8 protein-coding genes and 2 pseudogenes are annotated in these 15,851 nt (G+C 55.1%); 4 read left to right on the plus strand and 6 right to left on the minus strand.

Features of this window, described 5'->3' with window-relative positions; translation table 11 throughout:
• The first annotated feature begins 109 nt into the window (after positions 1-109).
• Together TKWG_RS20270 and TKWG_RS20275 are read left to right on the plus strand one after the other, a co-directional pair.
• Complete coding sequence (locus tag TKWG_RS20270) at positions 110-361, plus strand: antitoxin (protein ID WP_014752654.1); 252 nt, start codon at positions 110-112, stop codon at positions 359-361.
• The gene (locus TKWG_RS20275; RefSeq protein ID WP_014752655.1) at positions 358-675 is read left to right on the plus strand and encodes a type II toxin-antitoxin system RelE/ParE family toxin; all 318 of its coding nucleotides are present in this window, start codon (positions 358-360) and stop codon (positions 673-675) included. Before TKWG_RS20270 ends, TKWG_RS20275 begins: the two co-directional genes overlap by 4 nt.
• Before the next feature lie 99 nt (positions 676-774).
• Here the strand turns inward: TKWG_RS20275 and TKWG_RS20280 are convergent, their stop codons facing one another.
• Positions 775-1,857 carry an ornithine cyclodeaminase gene (locus TKWG_RS20280; RefSeq protein WP_014752656.1) on the minus strand — a complete coding sequence of 361 codons (1,083 nt, stop codon included), beginning with the start codon at positions 1,855-1,857 and terminating at the stop codon, positions 775-777.
• Positions 1,858-2,175: 318 nt separating this feature from the next.
• Between TKWG_RS20280 and TKWG_RS20285 the strand changes: the two genes are divergently transcribed.
• Complete coding sequence (locus TKWG_RS20285) at positions 2,176-2,595, plus strand: Lrp/AsnC family transcriptional regulator (protein ID WP_014752657.1); 420 nt, start codon at positions 2,176-2,178, stop codon at positions 2,593-2,595.
• An 87-nt stretch (positions 2,596-2,682) separates the two neighbouring features.
• On the opposite strand, the pseudogene TKWG_RS20290 reads toward TKWG_RS20285, so the two are convergent.
• Both TKWG_RS20290 and TKWG_RS27430 read right to left on the minus strand, forming a co-directional pair.
• A pseudogene (locus TKWG_RS20290) lies at positions 2,683-3,857 on the minus strand (amidase).
• Entirely contained in the window at positions 3,821-4,066 is a 246-nt protein-coding gene (locus TKWG_RS27430) for an amidase family protein (protein ID WP_050981687.1), read from the minus strand. Before TKWG_RS27430 ends, TKWG_RS20290 begins: the two are co-directional and overlap by 37 nt.
• 635 nt (positions 4,067-4,701) lie before the next feature.
• On the opposite strand from TKWG_RS27430, the gene TKWG_RS20295 reads away from it, so the two are divergent.
• Entirely contained in the window at positions 4,702-5,835 is a 1,134-nt protein-coding gene (locus TKWG_RS20295; RefSeq protein WP_041710514.1) for a PQQ-dependent sugar dehydrogenase, read from the plus strand.
• A 78-nt stretch (positions 5,836-5,913) separates the two neighbouring features.
• Here the strand turns inward: TKWG_RS20295 and serA are convergent, their stop codons facing one another.
• From serA to rpoB, 3 genes and pseudogenes are all read right to left on the minus strand, one after another.
• Positions 5,914-7,143, minus strand: a complete 1,230-nt coding sequence (gene serA, locus TKWG_RS20300; protein WP_014752661.1) for a phosphoglycerate dehydrogenase — start codon at positions 7,141-7,143, stop codon at positions 5,914-5,916.
• Positions 7,144-7,377: 234 nt separating this feature from the next.
• A complete protein-coding gene (gene rpoC, locus TKWG_RS20305) occupies positions 7,378-11,628 on the minus strand; it encodes a DNA-directed RNA polymerase subunit beta' (protein ID WP_014752662.1) in 4,251 nt (1,416 codons plus the stop codon).
• Positions 11,625-15,741: pseudogene (gene rpoB, locus TKWG_RS20310) on the minus strand (DNA-directed RNA polymerase subunit beta). The gene rpoC and the pseudogene rpoB overlap by 4 nt, the downstream one beginning before the upstream one ends.
• Between the last annotated feature and the right edge of the window lie 110 nt (positions 15,742-15,851).

Here is a 15,851-nt window from a genome sequence, read left to right on the forward strand (position 1 = left end):
AGGTCAGACGCACCAGGAGTATGACTTATACCCATGATCGGGGTTTTTCATCGCCTATTTCTCACATATGTGTTAATGTGGGTTTGTGTAAACAAACCAGCACTGCCCTATGAGCCGCCTCACAATTGACCTATCTGACCAGCAACACCAAAGCCTGAAGGCGCTGGCCGCCTTGCAAGGTAAAACCATTAAGCAATACGCCCTTGAACGCTTGTTCCCCGGCGATACTACTGCCGAGCAGACATGGCAGGAACTAAAGGCCGTGCTGGGATCTCGCATCAATGATGGGCTTGCCGGGAAGGTATCTGCCAAGAACATCAGCCAAATCCTTGATGAAGAACTGGGCGAGGACCGCACTTGAGGGCTTACGTTCTTACAGAGGGGGCCGAAGCTGATTTGCGCGACATTATCCGATACACTCGTAAGCAATGGGGTGCCACGCAAGTGCGCCGCTATATGGGTAAACTGGAGCAGGGCATTATCAGTCTCGCCGCCGGAAAAGGTCCATTTACTGTTGTGAACGAACTTTATCCTGCGTTAAGAATGGCTCGTTTCGAGCATCACTATGTATTTTGCTTGCCGCGTGAAGACGGCCCCGCTTTGGTCGTGGCTATTTTTCATGAGCGTATGGATCTCATGACGCGACTGGCAGACCGGCTTAATAATGAAAATTAATCGATAAAAACGCGGATGCCATGTTGTTATACCAATAGCTTGGTTCAGTGGCAGCAGTCTGGCCATTTCTGCGGCCGGCGCAAGGCCGGCCCCGCCCACTCAGGGTAATGCCGCAATCGGTTCAGCTTCCCTTTGGATCTGGCCGACACCCAGATAGGAGAACAGATCCTTCGGATCGGTCAGTTCGGGCACCAGCGAAATAGGTTGCATCAGGCCCAGCTTTTGCGCCGTATCCCTCATATAGACCAGCGCCGAAAAGTCTTCCAGGGCGAAACCAACCGAATCGAACAGGGTGATTTGCGTATCAGTCTCACGGCCTTTGGCCTGGCCTCCAAAGACCTGCCATAAATGCCGGACAGGAAAGTCCGCGGCCACATTCTGCAATTCACCTTCCACCCGGGTTTGTGGCTCGAATTCGACAAACACGGTGGTCAGGGGCAGGATGTCGGGATGCAGCTCGGTCTTGCCCGGGCAATCGCCGCCAACCGCGTTGATATGCATGCCTGGCTTGATCATTTCGGGGGTCAGGATATGTGCCCGCGAATACTCGGCGGTCACTGTTGTCACAATATCAGCGTCCCGAACGGCGTCGGCCACACTGTCGGCGATGTCAACTGTCATAGCGGTGTGACGCAGATTATCGGCCAGCTTTTGTGATGCAGCACGATCAAGATCGTAAACGCTCAGGTGCTCGATTCCAAGCAGATAATGAAAGGCCAGCGCCTGAAATTCGCTTTGACAGCCATTGCCGATCAGGGCCATCCGGCGGCTGTTGCTGCGCGCCAGGTGCTTTGCCGCCAATGCAGACATGGCTGCAGTTCGAAGCGCAGTCGTCAATGTCAATTCACAAATCACCTCGGGCTTGCCGGTGCTGTTGTCCACCAGCGCGCCAAATGCCAGCACTGTGGACAAGCCTTCCTGAGGGTTATGTGGATGACAATTGACATACTTGAAAGAATAATTCTGTTTGTCTGCAATGGGCATCAGTTCCATCACGCCATCCTGCACATATTTGGCAACACGGGATGACTTGTCAAATTCATCCCAGCGCAAATAGTCTGACAGGATATAGTTCATTACGCCGTCAAGCGTCTGCTTCATGCCTTGCCGCTGCACGATGCGCGCCACGTCCTGGGGGCGGATCAGTCCGGTATTCAGATTCGTTTGTGTCAAATGACTCATGGTTATCTCCGTTAATGCGTTGCCGGTGCCACTCACAAGGGGCAATGCCAAGGGGAAGCTCGCGCACCCCTGATGCAACCCGCCCCACCCTTTCATCCTGTCACCAACAGCCGTGGCTATCGAATGAAGTTTTTCCGCAAGCTGTTTTCAAAAACCGCCTAGCGGAACCTGGGGTGCCCAGCGCCGACACTATATTTATGGTTGTGTCTTTGTTACTTAAGTTTGCCGCATTCTCGTGGCAAAGCATATCGGCAATGTTGCACACTTTTGTCCATTCTTTTGCCATAATGGCAATACAAACTACCTTAATGAGCAATTATGGACTCAACTGACCAGGCACTTATCTCGTTGTTACGCCAAAATGCACGATATACGGTCGCCGATCTGGCAAAAAAACTCGGCGTGTCGCGCGGCACCATACGCAACCGCATGCTGCGGCTGGAAGATGCCAGCGTAATCGTTGGCTACACGGTGCAATTGCGTCCGGACACGCAAACTCAAACCATCCGCGCATGGATGAGCATTGCCATTGAAGGGAACATGAGCCGTCAGGTGATCGCCAGCCTGCTGGGCGAACCCTGCATTGTGGCCCTGCATGACACCAATGGCCGCTGGGACCTGCTGGCGGAGCTGGAAGCCAGCACATTGGCCGATCTGGGTCAGGCGCTGGAACGGATCCGCCTGATCCGCAATATCAGCAACTCCGAAACCAGCATTCATTTGAAAAGCTATCGGTAGGGCCGACGGTTGCCGTTTCACATTGCCATTGCGCGGCGCCGCTAACACGACATATTGACTATTGCCGCTACCAATTACCGCTGCTCCCTAACCGTGGAGGGTTGGCGAATAGGAATGCCAGGCAGTCAGCGACTGAATCACACTGCCGATCTGCAACAGTCCTCGCTCGTCTTGCGGTTTGCCCACAAGCTGCGCACTTACCGGCATGTTGCCGGGGTCAAAGCCGGCCGGCAGTGCCAGCGCACAGCCGCCAGTCCAATTGGCAAGACGTGTAAAGAAGCCCGGGCTCGCGGCTTCATCCAGGTTCGTTAGTAACGGCGCGACCGCCGGCACGGTAGGCATCATGAATGCATCCTTGTCCGCCATCCAGGCCTGCCATGTGCTCATGGCAGCCTGATGCGCCGCCAGCAGCGCTTCATATTGCGTTTGTGAAACCGCCTGGCCGGCCAGCATCCGCCTACGTACAAACGGGTCCATGGGCGCATTGTGGTCCTGCACCACGGCGCCATGCAAGCGCCAGGCACAGGCCGCCATCAGCAGCCCGCTCTGCTCGAAAATAGTATTAAACGATAGTGGCGGCCGCTCGCGCACAATATTGGCCCCGGCCATTTCCGCCATGCGCACCATGTCGCGCACTCCCAGCCGAACAGAACGCTGCACCTCCGTATCGTATTGCTCATCCGGCATGACGCCCAGTGTCATGCCATCCAGACCGCTACCATCATCCAGCAGCCGATGACACGACTCATCCAGCACTTCGCCCGGTTCACAGGTAAGTGCCCGGTACAAAATGGCGGCGTCATCAGCCGTATGTGTAATCGGCCCCACGCTATCGAGCATAGGCGCCAGGGGCAAAATGCCGCTCATATCCATCTGCCCGGCGGTCATTTTCAGCCCGGTCAGACTGCAGAAAGCCGCTGGGATCCGCACCGAACCGCCGGTATCAGTACCAATGGCGCAGGGCACCAGGCCGGCAGCCACGGCGACCGCTGAACCACTGGAAGAGCCGCCCGGCGCATGGGCGCGATTGGCATCCCAGGGGTTATGGGGCGTTCCCAGATGCGCATTGGTGCCCCAGCCGCCGAAGGCAAATTCCACAGTTTGGGTTTTGCCGATCACAATCGCGCCTGCGCCTGCAACCGTTGCACCAGCGCCGCCGTCTTGCTGCTGGCCTGACCATCGTGTACGGCAGATCCCCCGGTAGTCACGACACCGGCAATATCAATCAGATCCTTGATCGCCACGGGAATACCGTCAAGCACCCCCAGCGACCTGCCCGCTTTCGCCTGGCATCGGAGGCCTTCGCATCCCGTATCGCCTGTTCGCCGAACACGACCGCAAAGGCATTGAGCATTGGATTGTATTTTTCAATTCGCCTGAGAAAAAATGTGGTCAACAGCTCCGACGTCAGGCCTTGCCCGCTCAGTTGGCTGGCCAGTCTGGCGACGGTGGAAAAAGCGTAATGTTCCATGACGTGTCTTTGCCTGCGTAGAGTCGAAAAAATCAATAACGTTAATGAACGAGTCAATATACTCATAGCAATAACCATGCCACTGCTTCGGCTTTGTCGTTGAATCCTGCTTTGTCGGTACGCGCAGCGCAACCCCAGCGAGCGTGAAGCATGATCCCCTCGTCGATTGCGACACGTCCTGCTTTCCTATCGCCCTTCTCTATCGCTCTTTGCTATCGAACTTTGCTCTCGGACTCTCCTGCTTCACATGTACTGATGGCGCCTGCAAACCATGATTCCGCGCTTTTCCCTGCATCGTCTGCGCAACGTCAGTGTACGCCCGCCCCCTCATACGGCTCATCGATTTTCAATTGTCATAAGCAACTTCTGCCAGTTGCACGCATATTCGTTTATATTCTAATCATCATTGTCATTCAGCCAGTTGTCATCTTCAAACTGTGTCTGTCACATACCTCTGGCCGGCATCGTGCTGCCGCATGGCAGTCGCCCGCCGGTACACCCATTGTCACCCAGTCAAGGAGCTCAGTATGAAACCAGCCGTTCCAGCTACGTCGCGCTTACCATCCCTCCCCTTGTCGTTCGCATACCGGCCGGCCAGGCGCCTGCTGTCGCGCAGCACGTTTACCAATATTTTGATGGCAACCGTGATTGTCAGCGGCTTTCATGTAGCCACGGCACAGGCACAGGCGACCACTATGTCGCCGGGGGACAAAGCGCCCGTTGCCCGGAACGTCACCACCGAGACGCTTCTTAAAGGGCTGGAGCATCCCTGGTCGATGGCCTTCTTGCCAGACAATGCCGGCATGCTCATTACCGAGCGCAGTGGTCGTCTCAATTACTGGAAACCGGGCAACGACAAGCCTGCCGTAGTCAGCGGCAGTCCCAAGGTCTGGGCCAGCGGCCAGGGCGGCCTGCTGGATGTGGTCCTGGCGCCGGATTTTGCCAAAACGCGCCATATTTATCTGAGTTATGCCGAAGAGGGCAAAGACGGTAAAGCGGGCACGGCCGTCGGCTTTGGGCGTCTGTCCGATGACAACACCAGGCTGGAAAACTTCCAGGTCATTTTCCGCCAGGAACCCAAGCTGTCTGTCGGCAATCATTTTGGCTCGCGCATTATCTTCGATCGCAAGGGCTACATGTTCATTGCGCTGGGCGAGAACGATCAACGCCCTACCTCCCAGGATTTGGACAAGTTGCAAGGCAAGATTGTGCGGCTGTTCCCTGACGGACGCATCCCCCAGGACAATCCATTCGTGGGCAAACAGGGCGTGCGTCCCGAGATCTGGTCTTACGGACATCGCAATCAGCAAGGCGCTGCGCTCAATCCCTGGACCGGCGCCTTGTGGACCAATGAACACGGCCCGCGCGGTGGAGATGAGGTCAATATTCCCGAGCCTGGCAAGAACTATGGCTGGCCACTGGCCACCTATGGTATCAATTACTCCGGGTTGCCGATTCCCGAAGCCAAAGGCACCGACGGCGCCGGGCTGACTCAACCCATTTACGCCTGGAAAGTCTCACCGGCAATCAGCGGCATGGCCTTTTACGATCACGACCGTTTTGCGCCATGGAAGCAGTCTGTGTTTATCGGCGCGCTGGCGCAGCAACGCCTGCTGAACCTGAAGGTGGACGGCACCGCTCTGAAGGACGAACAGGTAATCTTCGAAGGCGAGCGTATTCGTGATGTGAAGGTCGGTCCCGATGGCTACGTCTATGTCCTGACCGATACCGGCGATGGCAAGCTGATTCGCCTCGGCCTGCAAAACTGAACCCAAAAAAAAGGCCCGCCGCAGCGCAATGCTGTGACGGGCCGGGCTCACTGTCGTAAATTGATCAGAACGGCAGGATCAATACAGAACACGCGCCTTGATGGTGCCGGTAATCGCCTTGAGCTGCTCCAGCGCCTTGTCCACATCTGGCGTTTCCACGTCGATGACCACATAGCCATTTTGTGGATCAGTCTGCAGGTACTGACCCACAATATTGACGCCATCCTGCTGGAACACCTGGTTGATCGCCGTAAGCACGCCAGGACGGTTCTCGTGAATATGCAGGAAACGACGTGCGCTCTTGTTTTCCGGCAGCGACACTTCCGGGAAGTTCACGGCAGACAGCGTTGAACCATTGTCGGAATACTTGACCAGTTTGCTGGCCACTTCGATGCCGATGTTCTCCTGGGCTTCGGAAGTAGACCCACCGATATGCGGCGTCAGGATCACATTATCGAACTTGCGCAACGGTGAAACGAACTCTTCATTATTCGACTTGGGCTCTGACGGGAAAACGTCAATAGCCGCGCCGGCCACGCGTTTTTCTTCAAGTGCTAGGGCCAGTGCGTCGATATCGACCACCGTACCGCGCGACGCATTGATCAGATGCGCGCCCACTTTCATTTGCGCAATGCGTTCTGCGCTCATCAGGTTTTTGGTGCTGTCATTTTCGGGAACGTGCAACGAAACCACATCTGCAATATTCAGCAGATCTGTAAGCGAACTGACGGCACGGGCATTGCCCAGCGGCAGCTTGCTTTCGATGTCATAGAAATAGATTTCCATGCCCAGCGCCTCGGCCAGGACCGACAACTGGGTGCCAATGTGGCCGTATCCGATAATCCCCAGCTTCTTGCCACGCACCTCGTGGCTGCCCGCTGCCGATTTAACCCATTCACCACGGTGTACTTCGGCGTTGGCTGCCGGTACGCGGCGCATCAGCAAAATAAGTTCGGCCAGGACCAGTTCTGCGACAGAACGGGTATTGGAAAAGGGTGCGTTGAACACGGGAATACCCAGGCGCTTGGCTTCCTGCAGGTCCACCTGGTTGGTGCCAATACAGAAACAGCCGACACCAACCAGTTTTCTGGCCGACTGCAATACGTCTGCGCTCAGTTGCGTGCGCGAGCGGATCCCTACGAAATGTGCATCGGCAACGGCTTGCTTGAGCTGCTCGCCTTCCAATGCTTTCTTGTGATAATCAATATTGCTGTAGCCCGATGCATGCAGCACATCCAGCGCATTCTGATGAACGCCTTCGAGCAATACAATTTTGATCTTGTTCTTATCAAGGGACACTTTTTCCATGGGTTTCTTCGCTTAGACAGTTGGGTGTGGGGGAGATTTATTGTATCGAAATGTGCTGGTGGCGTCTTGCAAAGCCACCGAACAGTTCAAATGTACTGCTTGCTCACTTAAATAGAGGTGAAATTTTTCATGTCGTCATGAAATGCCCGCATGAAAAAAAGCGCCTTGCGTGACAGCTGCAAGGCGCTTTTAGTTCCCGGCCGAAGCCGGGATGACAACAGATGACCTGTTCGCTTATTCTGCAGCAGGCGGCTCTTCGTCGGTGTTGGTACCCAAAGGTGCAAACACGTTGTCCAGCGTAACCGGCGCAGACTCCTCGAAAGGATTCTCCTGGGCACGCACGGCAGCGCGTTCGGCACGTTCGCTTTCCTCTTTGGCTTTGCGAGCCAGGTGGAAAGACATACCGGTTCCGGCAGGAATCAGACGTCCCACGATCACGTTTTCTTTCAGACCGCGCAGATCATCACGTTTACCCATGATGGCCGCTTCGGTCAGCACCCTTGTGGTTTCCTGGAAGGAAGCCGCAGAGATGAACGAGTCGGTGGACAGCGATGCCTTGGTAATACCCAGCAGGATATTGTCGTAGGTCGCCGGAATCTTGTTGTCGGCAACCACACGATCATTCTCGTTGAGCAATTCGGCACGCTCAACCTGTTCACCCGTGATGAACGAGGTATCGCCCGCATCCACGATGTTCACACGACGCAGCATCTGACGTACGATCACTTCAATGTGCTTGTCATTGATCTTCACGCCCTGCAGACGGTACACGTCCTGAACTTCGTTGACGATGTAGATTGCCAGCTTCTCGATGCCCTGCAGACGCAGAATATCGTGAGGATCAGCCGGACCGTCTACAATCATCTCACCCTGGTTGACCACCTGGCCGTCGTGTACCAGCACCTGTTTCTCTTTCGGAATCAGGAACTCATGCACCGTACCATCGGTCTCGGTAATGACCAGACGCTGTTTACCCTTGGTATCCTTACCAAACGACACAGTACCTGTGACATCTGCCAGCATACCGGCGTCTTTCGGCGAACGGGCTTCGAACAGCTCGGCCACACGAGGCAGACCCCCGGTAATATCGCGGGTTTTCTGTGATTCCTGTGGAATACGAGCCAGAATCTCACCAATATTGACCTGCTGTCCGTCACGCACGGTAATCAGCGCGCCAACCGGGAATGAAATATTCACGGAGTGGTCGGTACCAGCAATCTTGACCTCTTCACCGGCCTCGTTGATCAGCTTGATCTGAGGACGCATCAGCGTTTTGCCGCCGCGTGATTTCGGTGTAATGACCACCAGCGTGGACAGACCGGTTACATCATCCACCTGTCTGGCAACAGTCTGACCCTCTTCGATATTCTCGAAGCGGACCTCACCCGAGTATTCGGACACGATCGGACGGGTCAGCGGATCCCATGAAGCCAGGCGTGTACCGGCTTTCACGGTATCGTTATCGCCCACCAGCACGGTTGCGCCATAAGGAATCTTGTGACGTTCACGTTCACGGTTGCTATCGTCGAAAATCACGATTTCACCGGAACGGGAAATGGCCACACGCTCGCCTTTCGCATTGGTCACATACCGCATGGAACCGGCAAAGCCAACCGTACCGGCAGACTTGGTCTCAACCGAAGAGGCCATGGCTGCACGTGAGGCCGCACCACCAATGTGGAACGTACGCATGGTCAGCTGGGTACCCGGTTCACCAATAGACTGAGCAGCAATCACACCCACGGCTTCACCGGTGTTGACCATATTGCCGCGACCCAAGTCACGGCCATAGCAGTGTGCGCAAAGCCCATGACGGGTTTCGCAGGTCAGCGGTGTGCGGATCTTGACTTCATCCACGCCAATGCGATCGATCAGCTCTACCGCATCTTCATCCAGCAGGGTGCCGGCAGCAATCGCCGTTTCCTGTGTATCAGGATTAACGATATCGGCAGCCGCTACACGACCCAGAATACGGTCATGCAACGGTTCGATAACCTCACCGCCTTCAACCAGGGCTTTCATCAGATAGCCGTTGCTTGTGCCGCAATCGGTTTCAGTGATGACCAGATCCTGGGTCACGTCAACCAGACGACGAGTCAGGTAACCTGAGTTCGCGGTTTTCAGCGCGGTATCGGCCAGACCTTTACGTGCACCGTGGGTGGAGATGAAGTACTGCAGTACGTTCAGACCTTCACGGAAGTTCGCGGTAATCGGCGTTTCAATGATCGAGCCATCAGGCTTGGCCATCAGGCCACGCATACCGGCCAGCTGACGAATCTGCGCTGCTGAACCACGGGCGCCGGAGTCGGCCATCATGTAAATGGAGTTGAACGATTCCTGGCGGGCATTTTCGCCCAGACGGGTTACAACCGGCTCTGTCGCCAGTTGCTCCATCATGGCCTTGCCCACTTTATCACCGGCCTTGCCCCAGATGTCGACCACGTTGTTATACCGTTCCTGCGAAGTTACCAGACCTGACGAATACTGCTTGTCGATCTCTTTAACTTCATTGCTGGCCTGCGTCAGAATTTCTTCCTTCACAGTTGGGATAACCATGTCGCCCATGGCAATTGAAATACCGCCACGAGTCGCCAGACGGAAACCGGACTGCATCAGCTTGTCGGCAAAAATCACCGTATCGCGCAGGCCACAACGACGGAACGACTGGTTGATCAGGCGTGAAATTTCTTTCTTCTTCAGGGCACGGTTCAGCACGCTGAACGGCAGCCCGTTAGGCAGAATTTCCGACAGGATCGCACGGCCAACGGTTGTTTCAAAGCGGCGCAGCACAGGCTGCCATTCGCCCTGGTCGTCTTTCTCGTATTCGTTCAGACGCACAGTCACGCGTGACTGCAGCTCGACTTCACGATTGTCATAGGCACGAATCAGCTCTGCCAGATCGGCAAAGAACAGACCTTCGCCCTTGCCATTGATACGTTCACGGGTTGCGTAGTACAAACCCAGCACGATATCCTGAGAAGGCACAATGGAAGGCTCGCCGCTGGCAGGAAACAGGATATTGTTGGAGGCCAGCATCAGGGTGCGGGCTTCCAGCTGTGCTTCGAGCGACAGGGGCACGTGAACAGCCATCTGGTCACCGTCAAAGTCGGCGTTAAAGGCTGCACACACCAGTGGGTGCAGCTGAATCGCCTTACCTTCGATCAGGACCGGTTCGAATGCCTGAATACCCAGACGGTGCAGCGTAGGCGCACGGTTGAGCATGACAGGGTGTTCGCGAATCACTTCTTCCAGGATATCCCAGACCACAGGCTCGTGCGCTTCAACCAGTTTTTTCGCAGCCTTGATCGTGGTCGCCAGACCCATAATCTCAAGACGGTTAAAAATAAACGGCTTGAACAGTTCCAGCGCCATCAGCTTGGGCAGACCGCATTGGTGCAGTTTGAGCTGCGGACCCACCACGATCACGGAACGACCAGAGTAGTCCACGCGTTTACCCAGCAAGTTCTGACGGAACCGACCGCTTTTACCCTTGATCATATCGGCCAGGGATTTGAGCTGACGCTTGTTGGCGCCAGTCATGGCCTTGCCGCGACGACCGTTATCCAGCAGCGAGTCAACCGATTCCTGCAGCATCCGTTTTTCATTACGCAGAATGATGTCTGGTGCCTTCAGTTCGATCAGACGCTTGAGCCGGTTATTACGGTTAATCACGCGACGATACAGGTCATTCAGGTCAGAGGTCGCAAAGCGGCCGCCATCCAATGGCACCAACGGACGCAAGTCCGGCGGCAGCACGGGCAGCACTTCCATGACCATCCAGTCCGGTTTGATACCGGATTTCTGGAAGCCTTCAATCACTTTCAGACGCTTGGAGATCTTTTTGATCTTGGCATCGGAGCTGGTTGCCTTCAGTTCGGCGCGCAAAGACTCCGCCTCGCGATCGATATCGATCGTGCGCAGCAGTTCCCGCACGGCTTCCGCACCCATCAGGGCCGTGAAGTCGTCGCCGTACTCTTCAGTCTTGGCCAGGAAATCGTCGTCGGACATGATCTGACCGCGCTTGAGCGGCGTCATGCCTGGCTCGATCACGCACCATGCTTCAAAGTACAGTACGCGTTCGATATCACGCAGGGTCATGTCCAGCACCATACCCAGACGGGATGGCAGGCTTTTCAGGAACCAGATGTGCGCAACCGGGCTGGCCAGTTCAATGTGACCCATGCGTTCACGACGCACTTTGGTCACCGTCACTTCAACGCCGCATTTTTCGCAGATCACGCCACGATGTTTCAGGCGCTTGTATTTACCGCAAAGACATTCGTAATCCTTGATCGGGCCAAAGATTTTGGCGCAGAACAAACCATCACGTTCCGGCTTGAATGTCCGATAGTTGATGGTTTCTGGCTTTTTGACTTCGCCATAGGACCATGAACGGATTTTTTCAGGAGAGGCAATCCCAATCTTGATGGCATCGAACTGCTCATCCGGGGAAATCTGTTTGAATAAACCTAGTAATCCCTTCATTCTTTACGCTCCAAATCCATGTCCAGTGACAGAGAACGAATCTCTTTCACCAGCACGTTGAACGACTCAGGCATACCTGCGTCGATGACGTGATCGCCCTTAACAATGTTCTCATACACTTTGGTACGGCCAGCAATGTCATCCGATTTAACGGTCAGCATTTCCTGCAGCGTATACGAAGCACCATAGGCCTCAAGTGCCCACACCTCCATCTCACCGAAGCGCTGGCCACCAAACTGGGCTTTACCGCCCAATGGCTGCTGCGTAACGAGAGAGTACGGACCAGTAGAACGTGCATGCATCTTGTCGTCGACCAGGTGATGCAGTTTCAGGTAATGCATGTAGCCGATCGTGACCGGGCGCTCAAAGCGCTCGCCCGTACGACCGTCGAACAGGTAAGCCTGGGTGCGAGAGTCGGTCAGTTGCAGACGTTCCTTCACATCATCAGGATAAGCCAGTTCCAGCATACTGGTAATTTCTTCCTCGGTGGCGCCGTCAAATACCGGTGTTGCCAGCGGCACGCCATTTTGCAGGTTGCGTGCCATCTCGATGATCTGCTCATCGTTCAGGGTATCAATCTGCGCCTTGGCGCCGGTGGTGTTGTACACCTTGTTCAGGTACTCGCGGATCTGTCCGACCTGCACTGCACGCTCATCTTTCATGAGATCGGCAATCCGGTGACCCACACCCTTGGCAGCTCCAGCCCAGATGCACTTCAAGCACCTGACCCACGTTCATCCGTGACGGCACACCCAGCGGGTTCAGCACGATGTCGGCAGGGGTACCATCAGCCATGTGAGGCATGTCTTCCACAGGTGTAATACGCGATACCACACCCTTGTTACCGTGACGGCCGGCCATTTTGTCACCTGGCTGCAGACGACGTTTCACGGCCAGATAGACCTTGATCATCTTGAGCACGCCCGGTGGCAGTTCATCGCCCTGCGTCAGTTTCTTGCGCTTCTCTTCGAAGGCCAGGTCAAACTCATGGCGTTTCTGCTCGACCGATTCCTTGGTCTGTTCCAGGGCCACTGCGGCGCCTTCGTCAGACAGACGGATATCGAACCAATGCCAGCGCTCTACGCCGTCCAAATACTCTTCGGTAATGACCGAGCCTTTTGGCAGACGGTTCGGGCCGCCGTTAACGGTTTTGCCGATCAGCAGCTTGCGGATACGATCGAAGGTGTCGTTCTCAACAATACGCAACTGGTCATTCAGATCCTGACGGTAGCGGCTCAGTTCATCATTAATGATGGCCTCGGCACGCTTGTCGCGGGGAACGCCTTCACGCGTAAAGACCTGAACGTCGATCACGGTACCGACCATGCCTGAAGGCACGCGCAGCGAGGTATCTTTTACGTCAGAGGCTTTTTCACCGAAAATCGCACGCAGCAGTTTTTCTTCCGGTGTCAGCTGGGTCTCGCCTTTTGGCGTGACTTTACCGACCAGTACGTCATCGGCGCGCACTTCCGCACCAATATGCACAATACCAGACTCGTCAAGACGGTTCAGCTGAGTTTCTGCCAGGTTGCTGATATCGCGCGTGATTTCCTCGTTACCGAGTTTGGTATCACGAGCAACGACGGTCAGCTCTTCGATATGAATAGACGTATAACGATCATCTGCCACAACTTTTTCGGAAATCAGGATTGAATCCTCGAAGTTGTAGCCGTTCCATGGCATGAACGCGATCAGCATGTTCTGGCCCAGAGCCAGTTCACCCAGATCGGTTGACGCACCATCGGCCAGCACGTCGCCACGGGCAACGTGATCACCACGTCTGACGATAGGACGCTGGTTGATGTTGGTGTTCTGGTTGGAACGCGTGTACTTGATCAGGTTGTAGATATCCACACCCACTTCACCGGCCTGGTTCTCGTCGTCATTGACACGAATCACCACGCGATCGGCGTCGACATGATCAACGATACCACCCCGCGTTGCCTGCACTGTCGTGCCCGAGTCAACCGCCACGGTACGTTCAATACCAGTACCCACCAGCGGTTTTTCAGGACGCAGGCAAGGAACAGCCTGACGTTGCATGTTGGCGCCCATCAGCGCCCGGTTCGCATCGTCGTGTTCCAGAAACGGAATCAGCGAAGCCGCCACAGAAACGATCTGCGATGGCGCAACATCCATGTAATGCACATTTTCAGGCGCAGTCAGCATGGTTTCACCGGCTTCACGGCAGGCGATCAGGTCATCCTGGAAGCGACCTTCTTCGTCCAGCACCGCGTTGGCCTGGGCGATCACATAGTTGCTTTCCTCAATGGCAGACAGATACTCAATCTGGTCACTGACCTTGCCGTCGATAATCTTGCGGTATGGTGTTTCCAGGAAGCCATAGTCATTCAGACGGGCATACAGCGCCATGGAGTTGATCAGACCAATGTTCGGGCCCTCAGGCGTTTCGATCGGGCATACACGACCATAGTGCGTCGGATGCACGTCCCGCACCTCGAAGCCTGCACGTTCGCGCGTCAGGCCACCCGGGCCCAATGCAGAAACACGACGCTTGTGGGTAATTTCAGATAGCGGATTGGTCTGGTCCATGAACTGCGACAGCTGGCTTGAACCGAAGAACTCCTTGATCGCAGCCGAAATAGGCTTCGAGTTGATCAGGTCGTGCGGCATCAGGTTATCGGCTTCAGCCTGACCCAGACGCTCTTTAACGGCACGCTCAACGCGCACCAGGCCAGCGCGGAACTGGTTCTCTGCCAGTTCGCCCACACAACGCACGCGACGGTTACCCAGGTGATCAATGTCGTCGATCACGCCCTGGCCGTTACGCAGCGCAACCAGCACCTTGATGGTTTCCAGAATGTCTTCGTCGGTCAGGGTCATCGGACCCGTGATATCGTCACCACGGCCCAGACGGCTGTTGACTTTCATCCGGCCCACGCGGGACAGATCGTAAGACTCTTCGCTATAGAACAGGCGCTGGAACAATGCCTCCACCGCTTCTTCGGTCGGCGGCTCGCCAGGACGCATCATGCGATAGATGGCTACGCGGGCAGCCATCTGGTCTGCCGTTTCATCGGTACGCAGGGTCAGTGAAATAAACGCGCCACGATCCAGTTCATTGGTGAAAATGGTCTGGATTTCATGCACGTTCGCATCACGGATCTTGACCAGCAAAGACTCTGTGATCTCATCATTGGCATTGGCGATCACTTCGCCGGTATCCGCACTGATCACATTCTTGGCCAGCACACGGCCAACCAGATAGTCTTCAGGCACGGAAATGCGTTCGATCTTGGCGTTGGCCAGTTCGCGCAGGTGCTTGCTGTTGATACGCTTGTCTTTTTCGACCAGCACAGTGCCGTTTTTGTCTGTGATATCGAAACGGGCCACTTCGCCCTTCCAGCGCTCGGGCACCATCTGCATCAGCGCGCCTTCGGATTTGATATCAAAATGATCAAATTCGTAGAAGTGCGCCAGAATGGTTTCCGGTGTCAGGCCAATCGCCTTGAGCAGAATGGTCACGGGCATCTTGCGGCGACGGTCGATACGGAAGAACAACACGTCCTTCGGATCGAACTCAAAGTCAAGCCATGAGCCACGGTAAGGAATAACGCGGGCAGAAAACAACAATTTGCCCGAGCTGTGCGTTTTACCACGATCGTGTTCAAAGAACACACCGGGAGAACGATGCAGTTGTGATACGATTACACGCTCAGTACCGTTGATCACGAAAGAACCGGTGTCAGTCATCAGGGGAATTTCACCCATGTAGACTTCCTGTTCCTTAATCTCTTTAACGGTAGGTTTGCTGACTTCACGGTCCATCAGAACCAGTTTGACTTTGGCACGCAGCGGTGAGGCAAAGGTCAGTCCACGCAACTGACACTCTTTGACATCAAACACCGGCTCGCCCAGCATATAGCTGTCGAACTCCAGCCTCGCCATGCCGTTGTGGCTGACGATAGGGAAAATGGATTTAAACGCCGCCTGCAGACCTTCGTCTTTGCGCTGGCTTGAAGAAACCGACTGTTGCAGAAAAGTACGGTAGGAATGTAATTGTGTAGCTAACAGATAAGGTACGTCCTGAACATCTTCGCGTTTTGCGAAGCTTTTACGGATACGCTTTCGTTCTGTGTACGAGTAAGGCATGAGCACTCCGACTCGAGAGGGTTGTAAGAATTATGGGGTTGTCCATAATCCATGGGGTTTTACGACTCCACGAAAAACGCCTTCTTTCAATTTATTCTGCCGACAAGACA

Origin of the sequence: Advenella kashmirensis WT001 (assembly GCF_000219915.2) — a bacterium.
GTDB lineage: Bacteria > Pseudomonadota > Gammaproteobacteria > Burkholderiales > Burkholderiaceae_B > Advenella > Advenella kashmirensis.